The following is a 13534-nucleotide window of genomic DNA, read 5'->3' on the forward strand; positions in this document are numbered from 1 at the left end:
CATCGTCCGCGACTGACTAAGGTCACGCCGACGGAACGAAGCTCAGGGGAGGCTGGCATGGCCGGGACGGACGACGCGGTCGTCGCCGAGGACGACGCGCTGTACGTACTCACGGCAGTGTTGCTCACGCCGGCGAAGTTCCCCAGCGTGCTGGGCGACGACTATCCCGAGGCGTGCGCGGCCCTGGGACTCGCGCCCCTGACCGACGGATACGGCCTGGTCCTCGGCCAGGACGCGGACGGCGCACGCTGGACGGTCGTCGTCGATGACGTGTCCCTGGTGGCCGTCGCCATCGCCTCCTGGGACTGCGGCATGGAGTACGAACTCTCCCCCGACGAGGCGAGCATGGTCGCCGCGCTGCCGGGCTGGCCGCTCGCGCTGGCGGTGGCGGCCCCGGGCGTCCCGGCGCCCCACGACCCCGAGCCGGACCCCGAGACGGCCGACGTGCCGCCTCTGTGCCCGCCGGACACAGCGACGTGGGGACCGGCGCAACGGCGGCTGGGAGCGGACGAGATAGCGCTCCAGTGGGCCGCGTGGCGCGGACAGATCGACGACGTGCACTTCGCCCCGGACGCGCAGGACGAGGCGGCACAGGACAAAGACGACGGCGAGCGGACGCCGCCCGGCGGCACGCATCAGGGCATCCGGCGCGTCCTGACCGAGGCACGGGCCTACGTGGACGCTCCTCCCCCGCTCGGGCGCGTGCGCTCCGCGTTCGCGTCGGACGACGCCCGTACGCTGCGCGCCGACGGGCCGGGCTGGTCGATGGTGGCGCGCACGGACGACATCGCCTTCATCCTGCTCGACGAGGAACCGGGCGAGGTGCTGCCGGTCGGCCGGGGCGCGGAGCTGCCCAGCCTGCTGGAGGCGCTCGACAAGATGGCGGTGCGGCCGGTCTGACGGCAGGTCGCGGGAGTCAGCCGTGCCATTCCAGGCCGCCGCGCCGCACCACGTAGAACGCACCGCGCCATAGACGCCGCACCACATAGAACGCGCTGCACCGTAGACGCCGCACCACATAGGATCCGCCGCGCCACAAGCGGCGCACCACATAGAACGCGCCGGCCGCATGTGGGTTTGCCCCATGGATGAGCGGGACCTGCCCCTCGACGATGGGCCTCTTCCCGCCACTTCGAGGAGGCCCCTCATGCGCATGTCCAGAACCGTCCCGCTGTTGGCCACCACACTCATGGCCCTGGTCGCGTCTGGGCCGCAGTTGGCACGTGCGGCGTCCCCCCAGGGAGCTTCCTCCGCGCAGGAGGCGCACTGCGCGCGTCAGACGCACGCGCGCGTGCCGGGCGCCCGGTTCCAGCAGCGGGCCTGCCTGGACGATCTGACGACCGCCGGCCTCGCGGGCACCCCGTACACGGACACCGCCGACCAGGCCGGCCTGACCGCCTCGGGGACACGCAACCCCTCCGGCGTCCCCGGCATGCAGATCGACGGCTACTTCGAGGACGGCTCCCGCACCAACACGACGCACGGCTGGAACCATGACGCCCAGTTCGTGATCCGGCTGCCCGACCACTGGAACGGCGCTCTGGTGGTCACCGCCTCCCCCGGCAACCGCAAGCAGTACGCGACGGACGCGGCGATCTCCGACCGTGTCCTCGCCCAGGGGTACGCGTACGCGGCGACCGACAAGGGTAACACCGGCCCGGACTTCTACCGGGACGGCGTGCGCCCTGGGGACGCCGTCGCGGAATGGAACGCCCGCACGACACAGCTGACCCGGGCCGCCAAGAAGGCCGTCGCCCTGCGCTACGGGGCGGCGCCGCGCCACACCTTCATGACCGGCATCTCCAACGCGGGGTACCTCACGCGCTGGCAGCTGGAGAACCAGCCCGGGTTGTACGACGGTGGCGTCGACTGGGAGGGCGTCCTGTGGGCGGCGGACGAGCCCCCGCTGCTGACGTCCTTGCCGACCGCCGTGGCCTACGGGCAGGGGAAGGCCGACGCGAACGACATGTATGCGGCCGGTTTCGCTCGTGGCTCGGAGTTCCTGTGGCCGTACCACCAGAAGGCGTACTGGGGACTCACGCAGAAGGTGTACCGGGCGGAGTTCGACCCCGGGTACGACCGCGCGTGCCCGGGAACCTCCGCCGGTTCGACGACGGAGGAGCTGCTCGCGCCGTGCGCGTCCGATGCCGCGTACGACTACGCGACGCGTCCGGCGGCGGTGCGCCGGGCCGTCGCCCGGGTCGCTCTCACCGGGCGCGTCGGGAAGCCGTTGATCACGCTCCAGGGCGATCTGGACACGCTGCTGCCGATCGCCACGGACGCGCGCGTGTACGCGCGCATGGTGGACGAGCAGGGACGCGGCTCGCTGCACCGCACGTACACGATCCAGGGCGGCACGCACACGGACGGGCTGTACGACACCTATCCGGACCGGCTGCGGCCGATCTTGCCGTGTTACCGGGACGCTCTCGACACGCTGACCCGGTGGGTACGGAACGGGACGAGGCCGCCCGCGGACCGGTCCGTCGGCCGGCCCCCGGGCGGTGACGTCGTCAACTCCTGCTCTCTGCGGACTTCTTAGCGGCTCTCGCGGGCCGGGCGGGCGGCTCCGGTACGGGTGCGGCCGCGCGGGCTTCTCAGCGGCCGATCTCCCGGCGTGAGACCCGGCGGAGCCGCCGTCGCTGCGAGGGGTCGAGCATCAGGTACGCCGCGGTGGGCACGCCGAGCACGATGAGCAGGGCCACCCACCACGGCAGCCAGATCAGCAGGATGAGCCCGACCGCCACGCCTCCCGCGGCGATCTTCGCGTTCCTCGACATCTGTGTGGCCTCCTTCGGAGCGGCTCGCCTTCGGCTGAGTGGGGCGAGCTCGTCTCTGCTGTGAGAAACGGGTTCGTGACGCCCGTGGTTCCGGATGTGGACCCTGATACGACCCTGATCTCGCGTCCCCGAGACGCCCCGGGGTGGCGTGCCGCAGCAGGGTGGTGCCTCAGATGTCGGCGCGCAGCGGCTCTCCCACCTCATACATGTGGCGCAGGGCCTGGCGGTAGGAGTCGACGAGCCCGGTCTCCACGAACGGGATGCCGAGGCCACGGCAGTGGGCCTTCACCAGGGGCTGCGCGAGGCGCAGATGCGGCCGGGGCATGCTCGGGAACAGGTGGTGCTCGATCTGGTAGTTGAGGCCGCCGAGGAACCAGTCGGTCAGGATGCCGCCCTTGATGTTGCGTGAGGTGAGGACCTGGCGCCGCAGATGGCCCCACTTGTCGCCCTCGGGGTCGGGCATCTCCATGCCCTTGTGGTTGGGCGCGAAGGCCATCCCCAGATGGAGGCCGAAGAGGGCCTGATGCAGGGCGGCGAAGGCGAGGGCGTGGCCGAGCGGCATGGTGGTCGCAAGAAGTGTCACGTAGCCGACGACGTGGGCGACGAGAAGTCCGCCCTCCACCAGGCGCTCACGTCCGGTCTGCCGGCGCAGGTCCTGGAAGCCGGAGAGTTTCAGCGCGAGACCTTCGAGCAGGGTGAGCGGGAAGAAGAGCCAGGCTTGGTGGCGGGTGAGCCAGCCCCGGAAGCCGACCCGGGTAGCGGCCTGCTTACTGGTGAAGACGAGGACGTCGGCGGCGACATCGGGGTCCTTGTCGATGTGGTTCGGGTTGGCGTGGTGCCGGTTGTGTTTGTCGTTCCACCACGCGTAGCTCATGCCCAGCAGCAGGTTGCCGTGGATGAGGCCGATGGCCCGGCTCACGGCACGGTTCCCCGTGATCTGCGCGTGGCCCGCGTCATGGCCGATGAACGCCGTGCGGGCGCCCAGGACGGCCAGCGGCGGCGTGAGCGCCAGGACCCACCAGGAGGTGCCGATGAGCGCCATGCCCGTGATGACGGCGGCCAGGGCGAGGGTGTTGACCGCGATGGTGCGGACGTACCAGCCGGTCCGCCGGTCGAGCAGGCCCTGCCCCTTCACGTCGCGCAGCAGCGGCGTGAATTCACTTCCGCCTTCGGGTGCGGGGCGCCGCGTCGCCGCTCGTGGGGTGTCGTGCGGCAGGGTTCCGAGGGCCAGGGCCATGGCGGTTCTCCGGTCTGTGGCGGGCGAGGTCGATGCGACGGGCTACGCGTCGGCCCGGTCCGAGAAACCTACGAATCACCGGCCCTGGTGAGCCATGGCGCCACCACCCGGCCCTGGTAGGGGGCAGCCCCGCTCCGGAAGGGGGGTTAGCCACACCCTTAAGGGTCGAGCGCCGCAGAGACCCCGGCCGGGCCGGCCGGGGTCCCACCGCAAGGAGCGGGGCCCCGGCCGCGCCTGTACCGTGCGGTCCGAAGCCAGCCGCCCGCCCGCCTCGCCTCGCCTCGCCCTAGCGGATCGGCATCCCCGACAGGGTGCGGGCGATGACCAGGCGCTGGATCTCGCTCGTGCCCTCGAAGATCGTGTAGATGGCCGCGTCGCGGTGCATGCGCTCCACGGGGTACTCCCGCGTGTAGCCGTTGCCGCCCAGGATCTGGATGGCCTGCGCGGTGACCTTCTTGGCGGTCTCGCTCGCGAACAGCTTCGACATGGAGCCCTCGGCGTTCTCGAACTTCTTGCCGGTGGTCCCCATCCAGGAGGCGCGCCACACCAGGAGGCGCGCGGCGTCGATCTGCGTACGCATGTCGGCCAGCTGGAAGGCCACGCCCTGGTTGTCGATGATCGGGCGGCCGAACTGCTCGCGGGTCTTGGCGTACTCCAGCGCCTCCTCGTAGGCGGCGCGGGCGGTGCCGACCGCCATGGCGCCGACGGCCGGACGCGACGCCTCGAAGGTCGCCATCGCGGCGTTCTTCACGCGCTCGCCGCCCTTCCTGGCCTTCTCGCGCGCGCGGGCCAGGCGCTCGTCGAGCTTGTCCTTGCCGCCGAGCAGGCAGGAGCCGGGCACCCGGACGTTCTCCAGGACGACCTCGGCGGTGTGCGAGGCACGGATGCCGTGCTTCTTGAACTTCTGTCCCTGGGACAGGCCCGGCGTGTTCGGCGGGACGATGAAGGAGGCATGCCCCTTGGAGCCCAGCTCGGGGTCGATCGAGGCGACCACCACGTGGACGTTGGCGATGCCGCCGTTCGTGGCCCAGGTCTTGGTGCCGTTCAGGACCCACTCGTCCTTGGCCTCGTCGTAGACGGCCCGGGTGCGCATGGCGGCGACGTCGGAGCCGGCGTCCGGTTCGGAGGAGCAGAAGGCGGCGACCTTGACGTCGTTCACGTCGCCGTACATCTGCGGGATCCAGGTGCCGATCTGCTCCTCGGTGCCGTTGGCGAGCACGCCGACCGCGGCGAGGCCCGTGCCGACGATCGACAGGGCGATGCCCGCGTCACCCCAGAACAGTTCCTCCATGGTCATCGGGATGCCGAGACCCGTCGGGTCGAAGAACTGCTGCGCATAGAAGTCGAGGGAGTAGATTCCCAGCTTGGAAGCTTCCTGGATGACGGGCCAGGGGGTCTCCTCGCGCTCGTCCCACTCGGCGGCCGCGGGGCGGATCACATCGGCGGCGAAGCCGTGAAGCCAGTCACGGACCTCCTTCTGCTCGTCGTTGAGATCCATCGTGAACTCGGCCATGACCCCTCCAGGACTGCGTACACTGCATGTGTTACTTACGGTAACAGGAGTGTGTTACCAGCCAGTAGCCCGTGTCAACCTCCGAGTACGCGTTCGATACCGGCCCACCGTCGGGTGTTACCTTTCGCGTGCGTCAAGCAATCGCACGGGCGGGGAGACCTCATGGAGACCACACAGCGGACCGACCAGCGCGCGGAGCAGCAGTCCGCCGCCGAGCGTCGGCGGCGCGAGCTGCTCGAGGCCGCGGACCGTGTGGTGCTCCGGGACGGCCCGGGCGCCTCGATGAACGCGATCGCGGCCGAGGCCGGGATCACCAAGCCGATCCTCTACCGGCACTTCGGCGACAAGGGCGGGCTCTACGCGGCCCTCGCCACCCGGCACACGGACGCGCTGCTCGCCTCCTTGCGCGCCGCCCTGGACGCACCGGCCCGGCGCCGTGAGCGCGTGGAGGCGACGCTCGACACCTACTTGGCGGCGATCGAGGCCAGGCCCCAGGTCTACCGGTTCCTGATGCATCCGGCGGAGGGATCCCCCGGCGACTCCGGCTTCGACGTCGGACGCCACTCCGCTCCCCTGCTGCGCCGGATGGGCGAGGAACTGGCGGAGGTCATCGAGGAGCGGGTCGACCTCGGCCCGGCCGGACAGCAGCTCGCCCGCGTCTGGGGCCACGGGATCGTCGGCATGATGCACGCCGCAGGAGACTGGTGGCTGGGCGAACGGCCGTGCACGCGGGCCGCGTTGGTCACCGCCCTCGCCGATCTGCTGTGGGGGCGGCTCGCCGCCGCGGGCGACAAGGTGGGCGGCCCGGGCTTCTGAGCCACCGCCGCACACGGTCCGTCGCCGCGCCGGCCGGGCAGCGAGCTCCTACGAAGCCGCGTTCCGCGCCCAGGGCGCCCGGGCCGCCTGCCACAGCACCCGGCGCCGCCGCCAGCCGGTGACCCTCTCCGTGTACGTACGCCCCTCCACGTGGTCGCATTCGTGCTGGAGGCACCGCGCGAACCAGCCCGTGCCGTCGACCACCACCGGGGCGCCCGTCGCGTCCACCCCCTCCACGCGCGCGTGGTCGAAGCGCGGCGTGCCCGCTTCCAGACCGGGCAGCGACAGACAGCCCTCGGGTCCCCGCACGACGTCACCGTCCGCCGCGACCAGACGGGCGTTCACCACATGGCCGACATGGCGCACATCGTCGTCGTCCTCACAGTCGTAGACGAAGACGCGCAACGCCTGTCCGACCTGGTTCGCGGCGAGGCCGACGCCCTGGGCCGCGTACATCGTGGCGAACATGTCCTGCACCAGCCGCGCCAGCTGCGGACCGAAGTCCGTGACCTCCGCGCAGGGTTGGTGCAGCACGGGGTCGCCGAGCAGGGTCAGGGGCCGTACGCGCCCGGAGGCGCCCGGGATCGAGCCGTGTCGCATGGCCGTAAGGGTACGGTCCGGGGAGCACCCCGATCCGCCGGTGGTGCCGCGGTTCGGGCTTGTCAGAGGATCTCGATAGGCTGAGGCCGGAAGCGATGCCCGGGGCAGGCGCGGCGCCGTACGCAAGGAGGACCCAACAATGTCAGGCAACTCGGAGTCGATGACTCCGCGGGCCAAGCTGGCCGTGACGGCCGGAAAGGCCGCGGCCGCGGTGTCGCGGGCGGCGGGCCGCGGCAGCGGATCGGTGATCGGCGGCAAGGTCGCGCTCAAGTTCGACCCCGAGCTGCTCGGACGGCTCGCCCAGCACCTCGACGTGGTGCTCGTCTCCGCCACGAACGGCAAGACGACCACCACGCGCCTGATCGCCGAGGCCCTGCGCGCCAGCGGCCCGGTCGTCTCGAACGCGCTGGGCGCGAACATGCCGGCGGGCATCACCTCCGCGCTGGCCGGCGGCTCCGACGCCAAGTTCGGCGTCATCGAGGTCGACGAGAAGTACCTGGCCGGGGTCGCCCGGGACACCGCTCCCAAGGCGATCGCCCTCCTCAACCTCTCGCGTGACCAGCTCGACCGTGCCGCCGAGACCCGCATGCTCGCCGAGAAGTGGCGTGAGGGGCTCGCCGGTTCGAAGGCCATCGTGATCGCCAACGCGGACGACCCGCTCGTGGTGTGGGCCGCCTCCTCCTCGCCGAACGTGGTGTGGGTCGCCGCGGGCCAGGAGTGGAAGGACGACGCCTGGTCCTGCCCGGCGTGCGGCGGCGTGATGCAGCGCCCCGGCGACGACTGGTTCTGCGGCGAGTGCGGTTTCCGGCGCCCCACCGCGAGCTGGGCCCTCCAGGGCGACTACGTGCTCGACCCGCACGGCTCCGCCTGGCCGATCCACCTCCAGCTGCCCGGCCGCGCCAACAAGGCGAACGCCGCCTCCTCGGCCGCCGTCGCCGCCTGCTTCGGGGTGCCGCCGCAGGTCGCCCTGGAGCGCATGTACCAGGTGCAGGCCGTGGCCGGCCGCTACGACGTCGTGCACTTCCAGGACCGCGACCTGCGGTTGCTGCTCGCGAAGAACCCGGCGGGCTGGCTGGAGACGTTCACCCTGATCGACCCGCCGCCCACGCCGGTGATCCTGTCCGTGAACGCGCGCGGGGCCGACGGCACCGACACCTCCTGGCTCTGGGACGTCGACTACACCCGGCTCGGTGGCCACCCGATCTGCGTCATCGGCGACCGCAAGCTCGACCTCGCGGTCCGCCTGGAGGTCGCGAACCTGGACTTCCGGGTCTGCGAGACGCTCGACGAGGCGGTGCAGATGTCCCCGCCGGGACGAATCGAGCTCATCGCCAACTACACCGCGTTCCAGGACGTCCGCCGCCGCGTGGGCAACTGACCGGATCCGCACGAGGACGAGCTAAGGATCATGAGCATGAGCGACAACAGCCTGCGTCTGGTGTGGGTCTACCCCGACCTGCTGAGCACCTACGGCGACCAGGGCAACGCCCTCGTGGTGGAGCGCCGCGCCCGCCAGCGCCGCCTCCAGGTCGAGCGCCACGACGTGCGCAGCGACCAGCCGGTGCCCACCTCCGGCGACATCTACCTGATCGGCGGCGGCGAGGACCGGCCGCAGCGGCTCGCGGCCGAGCGGCTGCGCCGTGACGGCGGCCTGCAGCGCGCCGTGGCCAACGGGGCGATCGTCTTCTCCGTCTGCGCCGGATACCAGATCCTCGGCCACGAGTTCATCAACGACCTCGGGGAGCGCGAGCCGGGCCTCGGCCTGCTCGACGTGGTCTCCACCCGCGGCGAGGGCGAGCGGTGCGTCGGTGACGTCCTGGGCGACATCGACCCGCAACTGGGGCTGCCGCCCCTCACCGGGTTCGAGAACCACCAGGGCGTCACCCACCTCGGCCCGTCGGCCCGTCCGTTCGCCCGCACCCGGATCGGCAAGGGCAACGGCACCGGGGACGGCACCGAGGGCGCCTTCAACGACACGGTCTTCGGCACGTACATGCACGGGCCCGTGCTGGCGCGCAACCCGCACATCGCCGACCTGCTGCTGAAGCTGGCGCTCGACGTGAACGCGCTGCCGCCGGTGGACGACCGGTGGTACGAGGCGCTGCGCAACGAGCGGATCGCGGCCGCCACGGCTCAGCCCGCCTGAGCCGGTGCCCGCGGCCCTAAAGGGCGCTTCCGCGCCCATCTGAGCGGGGCTGTCCATCTGTCGGACGGCCCTTACGGAGGGGCCCCCGGGCGCCGATAAGGTACGGGGAATCCAGCCGGACGACGCGGTCCGGCCATCGGCCCACTTTGCAAAGGTATTCCGGGCTCATGCGTATTGGTGTCCTCACCTCCGGCGGCGACTGTCCCGGTCTGAACGCCGTGATCCGTTCGGTCGTCCACCGTGCCGTCGTCGACCACGGCGACGAGGTCATCGGCTTCCACGACGGGTGGAAGGGCCTGCTCGAATGCGACTACCGCAAGCTGGACCTGGACGCGGTGAGCGGCATCCTCGCCCGCGGCGGCACCGTCCTCGGCTCCTCGCGGGTACAGCCGGCGCATCTGCGGGACGGCGTCGAGCGCGCCAAGGGACACCTCGTCGACCTCGGCCTCGACGCGATCATCCCGATCGGCGGCGAGGGCACGCTGAAGGCGGCCCGGCTCCTGTCCGACGGCGGCCTGCCGATCGTCGGCGTGCCGAAGACCATCGACAACGACATCGCCGTCACCGACGTGACGTTCGGCTTCGACACGGCCGTCGGCGTCGCCACCGAGGCGCTCGACCGGCTGAAGACGACCGCCGAGTCGCACCAGCGCGTCCTGATCGTCGAGGTCATGGGGCGGCACACCGGCTGGATCGCGCTCCACTCCGGCATGGCCGCGGGCGCGCACGCCGTCGTGGTGCCCGAGCGCCCCTTCGACATTGAGGAGCTGACCCGCAAGGTCGGCGAGCGGTTCGAGGCCGGCAAGAGGTTCGCCATCGTCGTGGTCGCCGAGGGCGCCAAGCCCCGGGCCGGCTCGATGGAGTACGACGAGGGCGGCAGGGACGTCTACGGCCACGAGCGCTTCGCGGGGATCGCCCGCCAGCTCTCCATCGAGCTGGAGCAGCGCCTGGGCAAGGAGGCGCGTCCGGTGATCCTCGGCCACGTGCAGCGCGGCGGCACGCCCACCGCGTACGACCGGGTCCTCGCGACGCGGTTCGGCTGGCACGCCGTGGAGGCCGTGCACCGCGGCGAGTTCGGCAAGATGACGGCGCTTCGCGGCACCGACATCGTGATGGTGCCGCTCGCCGAGGCGGTCGAGACGCTGAAGACCGTGCCCGCGGAGCGCTACGCCGAGGCGGAGTGCGTGCTGTGACCCGCTGACCTCGGCGTCTTTGTCCGTTCTTTGCAGAGAGCTGCCCCCGGCCGCACCCGCGGCCGGGGGCAGCTCTACGCTGGTCCCGCACAATCCGTACGAAACGAGCAACAGGAGCCGGCGGATGGATCACAGCGGGCACGGCATGAACATGGATCTGCCGCCGTTCACGCTGGGGCGCGGCCTCCAGTGGTCGGCCGACCCCTTCTTCCTCGTCGGCTGCCTCCTGGCGCTCGCCCTCTACGGGTTCGCGGTGGTCCGGCTCGGGCGCCGCGGTGACTCCTGGCCGGTGACGCGGACCCTCGCCTTCGTGGTGGGCGTCCTGACCATCGCCCTGGTGATGTGCACGAAGCTGAACGACTACGGGATGGTCATGTTCAGCGTGCACATGGTGCAGCACATGGTCATCAGCATGCTGTCGCCGATCCTGCTGCTCATGGGTGCCCCGATCACGCTCGCGCTGCGGGCCCTGCCGGTGGCGGCGCAGCGCGGCAGCAAGGGGCCGCGGGAGCTGTTGCTGATGCTGCTGCACAGCCGCTACATGCGGATCATCACCCACCCCGCGTTCACGATCCCGCTGTTCATCGCGAGCCTGTACGCGCTCTACTTCACGCCCCTGTTCGACTTCCTCATGGGCTCGAAGGCCGGGCACCTCGCGATGATGGTGCACTTCCTCGCGGTCGGCGTGGTCTTCTTCTGGCCGATCATGGGCGTGGACCCGGGGCCGCACCGCCCGGGGTACGTGATGCGGATGCTGGAGCTGTTCGCGGGCATGCCGTTCCACGCCTTCTTCGGGATCGCGCTGATGATGGCGAGCACGTCGATGGTCGGTACGTTCGACAATCCGCCGGCCTCGCTCGGCATCGATCCGCTCTCCGACCAGACGGCGGCGGGCGGTATCGCGTGGGCCTTCAGCGAGGTGCCGTCGGTCCTGGTGCTGCTGGCGCTGCTCTTCCAGTGGAAGAAGTCCGAGGACCGCCAGGCGCGCCGTACGGACCGGGCGGCGGACCGGGACGGCGACAAGGAGCTGGCGGCGTACAACGCCTATCTCGCCTCGTTGAACGCGCGCGGGCAGTAGCGCCACCGGCCCCTCACGGGTGACTATGGCCTTCTGGCCGCGGTTCGGGCGCCGCACGTCGCGTACGTCGTCCGGGCTGCCGGGAGGAGCGTGCGTGATGCCCGGTTCGACGAAGACGATGGGTGTGTTCACCGTCGGCGGCCTGGTGGCCGTCACCGCCTACACGGTGGCGCTCGGCAGCAACGGCTGGTTGTGGTTCGGCTGGGTGGTGCTGGGGCTGATCACGGTCGCGATGGTGGCCTCGCGCAGCGCCTGACGCGTCCGGAGCGTTGTATGGGGGAAGGCGACCAGGCATGTTCTACCGTCTGCTCAAGTACGTGCTTCTCGGGCCGCTGCTGCGGCTGATGTTCCGGCCGCGGATCGAGGGCCTTGAGCACATCCCGGAGTCGGGCGCGGCGATCATCGCGGGCAACCACCTGTCGTTCTCCGACCACTTCCTGATGCCGGCCATCATCAAGCGGCGCATCACGTTCCTGGCGAAGGCCGAGTACTTCACCGGGCCGGGCGTCAAGGGACGGCTGACCGCCGCGTTCTTCCGCAGCGCGGGCCAGATCCCCGTCGACCGCTCGGGCAAGGAAGCCGGGCAGGCCGCGATCCGGGAGGGGCTCGGGGTGCTGCGCCGCGACGAACTGCTCGGCATCTATCCGGAGGGCACGCGCTCGCACGACGGCCGCCTCTACAAGGGCAAGGTCGGTGTCGCGGCGATGGCATTGCAGGCCCAGGCCCCGGTCGTCCCGTGCGCGATGATCGGCACCTTCGAGGCCCAGCCGCCGGGCCGCAAGATCCCGAAGATGCGCCGCGTGACGATCCGGTTCGGCGCGCCGCTGGAGTTCTCCCGGTACGCGGGGATGGACGGCGAGAAGGCGGTGCTGCGCGCCGTCACCGACGAGATCATGTACGCGATCCTCGACCTGTCCGGGCAGGAGTACGTCGACAGGTACGCGGCGGTGGTGAAGGCGGAGGCCGAGGAGGCGAAGGCGCGCAGGTTCCCGCGGATGCCGCTGAGCTGAGCGCTCTGCGCTGAGCAGAATCCGCCGGGGCCGGCCCGCGGGCCGACGTACGGTCCGGGCATGAAGACGGCTTTGGTGATCGGTGGAGCGGGGCAGATGGGGCGCCCGGCGGTGCGGGCGCTCGCGGGCGACGGCTGGGCGGTGACGGCGGCCTCCCGGGGCGGCGGCCGGGACGCGGCCTGGCCGGACGAGGTGCGCTCGGTGGCGCTGGACCGGGACGACGACGCGGCGCTCGCCGCGCTGGTCGGGGACGGGGTCGACCTGGTCGTGGACCTGGTGGCGTTCGACCGGCGGCACGGCGGGCAGCTGGCGGCGCTCGCCGGCCGGATCGGTTCGGCGGTGGTGATCTCCAGCGGCGCCGTGTACGAGGACGAGCGGGGGCGCAGCTTCGACACGCAGGAGGAGCCGGACGGGGCGCCGCGCTTCCCGGTGCCGGTGCGGGAGTCGGGCCGGACGGTCGCGGCGGGCGAGGCCACGTACGGGACGCGCAAGGTCCTGCTGGAGCGGGACCTGCTGGCTCTCGGGGAGCGGCTGCCGACGACGCTGCTACGGGCGAGCGCGGTGTACGGGCCGCACTGCCGCACGCCGCGTGAGCTGTACTTCGTCAAGCGCAACCTCGACGGGCGGCGCACGCGCGTGCTCTGCTGGGGCGGGCGCAGCCGCTTCCACCCGGCGAGCGTGCACAACGTGGCGGAGCTGGTGCGGCTGGCGGCGGCCCGTCCCGGCTCGCGGGTGCTGAACGCGGCGGACCCGCACTGTCCGACGGTCGCCGAGATCGGCGCCATGGTGGACGCGGTGATGGGGGTGGAGACGGAGACGGTGCTCGTCGACGGGCCGCCGCCGGCGCCGACCGTCGGGGACACGCCGTGGTCGCTGCCGCACCCGTTCGTCCTCGACATGGCGGCCGCGGAGCGGGAGCTGGGGTACCGGCCCGTCACGACGTACGCGGACGCGCTCCCGGAGACGGTGGAGTGGCTCGCCGGGCGGCTGCGGGAGCGGGATTGGGTGGACGGCTTCCCGAAGATGGTGGCGAGCTATACGACGGGGCTCTTCGACTACGCGGCCGAGGACGCGTGGCTGGCCGCGCGGGGCTGACGGGATCTCCGCGACACGCCCCGAGGCCCGGTCCCCGCCGTTGTGGCGGGAACCGGACCTCGGGGT

General features: G+C 71.6%; 14 protein-coding genes. 10 read left to right on the top strand and 4 right to left on the bottom strand.

What is annotated here, in order from left to right; genetic code table 11:
* The first annotated feature begins 57 nt into the window (after positions 1-57).
* Positions 58-900, top strand: coding sequence for a hypothetical protein (locus ABZY33_RS05625; protein WP_356490183.1), 843 nt, complete (start codon positions 58-60; stop codon positions 898-900).
* 247 nt (positions 901-1147) lie between these two features.
* Positions 1148-2542, top strand: coding sequence for a 3-hydroxybutyrate oligomer hydrolase family protein (locus tag ABZY33_RS05630; RefSeq protein WP_356490184.1), 1395 nt, complete (start codon positions 1148-1150; stop codon positions 2540-2542).
* Between the two features lie 55 nt (positions 2543-2597).
* Here ABZY33_RS05630 and ABZY33_RS05635 read toward each other — a convergent pair whose 3' ends face one another.
* The 3 genes from ABZY33_RS05635 to ABZY33_RS05645 all read right to left on the bottom strand — a co-directional run bounded on the left by ABZY33_RS05635 (position 2598) and on the right by ABZY33_RS05645 (position 5530).
* A complete protein-coding gene (locus ABZY33_RS05635; RefSeq protein ID WP_356490185.1) occupies positions 2598-2780 on the bottom strand; it encodes a hypothetical protein in 183 nt (60 codons plus the stop codon).
* Positions 2781-2949: 169 nt separating this feature from the next.
* Positions 2950-4017 (bottom strand): acyl-CoA desaturase, encoded by a 1068-nt coding sequence (locus tag ABZY33_RS05640; RefSeq protein WP_356490186.1) that lies wholly within the window; start codon positions 4015-4017, stop codon positions 2950-2952.
* A gap of 286 nt (positions 4018-4303) precedes the next feature.
* Positions 4304-5530, bottom strand: coding sequence for an acyl-CoA dehydrogenase family protein (locus tag ABZY33_RS05645; protein WP_356490187.1), 1227 nt, complete (start codon positions 5528-5530; stop codon positions 4304-4306).
* A gap of 162 nt (positions 5531-5692) precedes the next feature.
* Here ABZY33_RS05645 and ABZY33_RS05650 point away from each other — a divergent pair, with 162 nt between their 5' ends.
* The gene (locus tag ABZY33_RS05650) at positions 5693-6346 is read left to right on the top strand and encodes a TetR family transcriptional regulator (RefSeq protein WP_356490188.1); all 654 of its coding nucleotides are present in this window, start codon (positions 5693-5695) and stop codon (positions 6344-6346) included.
* A 48-nt stretch (positions 6347-6394) separates the two neighbouring features.
* On the opposite strand, the gene def is transcribed toward ABZY33_RS05650, so the two are convergent.
* Positions 6395-6946 carry a peptide deformylase gene (def, locus tag ABZY33_RS05655; protein WP_356490189.1) on the bottom strand — a complete coding sequence of 184 codons (552 nt, stop codon included), beginning with the start codon at positions 6944-6946 and terminating at the stop codon, positions 6395-6397.
* A gap of 139 nt (positions 6947-7085) precedes the next feature.
* Between def and ABZY33_RS05660 the strand changes: the two genes are divergently transcribed.
* The 7 genes from ABZY33_RS05660 to ABZY33_RS05690 all read left to right on the top strand — a co-directional run bounded on the left by ABZY33_RS05660 (position 7086) and on the right by ABZY33_RS05690 (position 13468).
* A complete protein-coding gene (locus ABZY33_RS05660; RefSeq protein ID WP_356490190.1) occupies positions 7086-8324 on the top strand; it encodes a MurT ligase domain-containing protein in 1239 nt (412 codons plus the stop codon).
* Between the two features lie 36 nt (positions 8325-8360).
* Positions 8361-9092: a glutamine amidotransferase gene (locus ABZY33_RS05665; protein WP_356490191.1), complete on the top strand. Its 732-nt coding sequence runs from the start codon at positions 8361-8363 to the stop codon at positions 9090-9092.
* A 167-nt stretch (positions 9093-9259) separates the two neighbouring features.
* A complete protein-coding gene (locus ABZY33_RS05670; RefSeq protein WP_356490192.1) occupies positions 9260-10285 on the top strand; it encodes a 6-phosphofructokinase in 1026 nt (341 codons plus the stop codon).
* A 124-nt stretch (positions 10286-10409) separates the two neighbouring features.
* Positions 10410-11363, top strand: coding sequence for a cytochrome c oxidase assembly protein (locus ABZY33_RS05675; protein WP_356490193.1), 954 nt, complete (start codon positions 10410-10412; stop codon positions 11361-11363).
* Between the two features lie 97 nt (positions 11364-11460).
* Entirely contained in the window at positions 11461-11619 is a 159-nt protein-coding gene (locus tag ABZY33_RS05680; protein WP_324768595.1) for a hypothetical protein, read from the top strand.
* A 37-nt stretch (positions 11620-11656) separates the two neighbouring features.
* Positions 11657-12373 (top strand): lysophospholipid acyltransferase family protein, encoded by a 717-nt coding sequence (locus ABZY33_RS05685; RefSeq protein ID WP_356490194.1) that lies wholly within the window; start codon positions 11657-11659, stop codon positions 12371-12373.
* Between the two features lie 60 nt (positions 12374-12433).
* Positions 12434-13468 carry an NAD(P)-dependent oxidoreductase gene (locus ABZY33_RS05690; RefSeq protein WP_356490195.1) on the top strand — a complete coding sequence of 345 codons (1035 nt, stop codon included), beginning with the start codon at positions 12434-12436 and terminating at the stop codon, positions 13466-13468.
* Positions 13469-13534: the final 66 nt, after the last annotated feature.

The sequence above is a fragment of the Streptomyces sp. NPDC006552 genome (assembly GCF_040611655.1).
Taxonomy (GTDB): domain Bacteria; phylum Actinomycetota; class Actinomycetes; order Streptomycetales; family Streptomycetaceae; genus Streptomyces.

Bases quoted from the DNA above. Each gene is read 5' to 3' on its own strand.
- ABZY33_RS05640 (WP_356490186.1), bottom strand. From the start codon at position 4,017: ATGGCCCTGGCCCTCGGAACCCTGCCGCACGACACCCCACGAGCGGCG.
- ABZY33_RS05650 (WP_356490188.1), top strand. From the start codon at position 5,693: ATGGAGACCACACAGCGGACCGACCAGCGCGCGGAGCAGCAGTCCGCC.
- ABZY33_RS05670 (WP_356490192.1), top strand. From the start codon at position 9,260: ATGCGTATTGGTGTCCTCACCTCCGGCGGCGACTGTCCCGGTCTGAAC.
- ABZY33_RS05675 (WP_356490193.1), top strand. From the start codon at position 10,410: ATGGATCACAGCGGGCACGGCATGAACATGGATCTGCCGCCGTTCACG.
- ABZY33_RS05665 (WP_356490191.1), top strand. From the start codon at position 8,361: ATGAGCGACAACAGCCTGCGTCTGGTGTGGGTCTACCCCGACCTGCTG.
- ABZY33_RS05645 (WP_356490187.1), bottom strand. From the start codon at position 5,530: ATGGCCGAGTTCACGATGGATCTCAACGACGAGCAGAAGGAGGTCCGT.
- ABZY33_RS05680 (WP_324768595.1), top strand. From the start codon at position 11,461: ATGCCCGGTTCGACGAAGACGATGGGTGTGTTCACCGTCGGCGGCCTG.
- ABZY33_RS05685 (WP_356490194.1), top strand. From the start codon at position 11,657: ATGTTCTACCGTCTGCTCAAGTACGTGCTTCTCGGGCCGCTGCTGCGG.
- ABZY33_RS05635 (WP_356490185.1), bottom strand. From the start codon at position 2,780: ATGTCGAGGAACGCGAAGATCGCCGCGGGAGGCGTGGCGGTCGGGCTC.
- ABZY33_RS05625 (WP_356490183.1), top strand. From the start codon at position 58: ATGGCCGGGACGGACGACGCGGTCGTCGCCGAGGACGACGCGCTGTAC.
- ABZY33_RS05630 (WP_356490184.1), top strand. From the start codon at position 1,148: ATGCGCATGTCCAGAACCGTCCCGCTGTTGGCCACCACACTCATGGCC.
- ABZY33_RS05690 (WP_356490195.1), top strand. From the start codon at position 12,434: ATGAAGACGGCTTTGGTGATCGGTGGAGCGGGGCAGATGGGGCGCCCG.
- def (WP_356490189.1), bottom strand. From the start codon at position 6,946: ATGCGACACGGCTCGATCCCGGGCGCCTCCGGGCGCGTACGGCCCCTG.
- ABZY33_RS05660 (WP_356490190.1), top strand. From the start codon at position 7,086: ATGTCAGGCAACTCGGAGTCGATGACTCCGCGGGCCAAGCTGGCCGTG.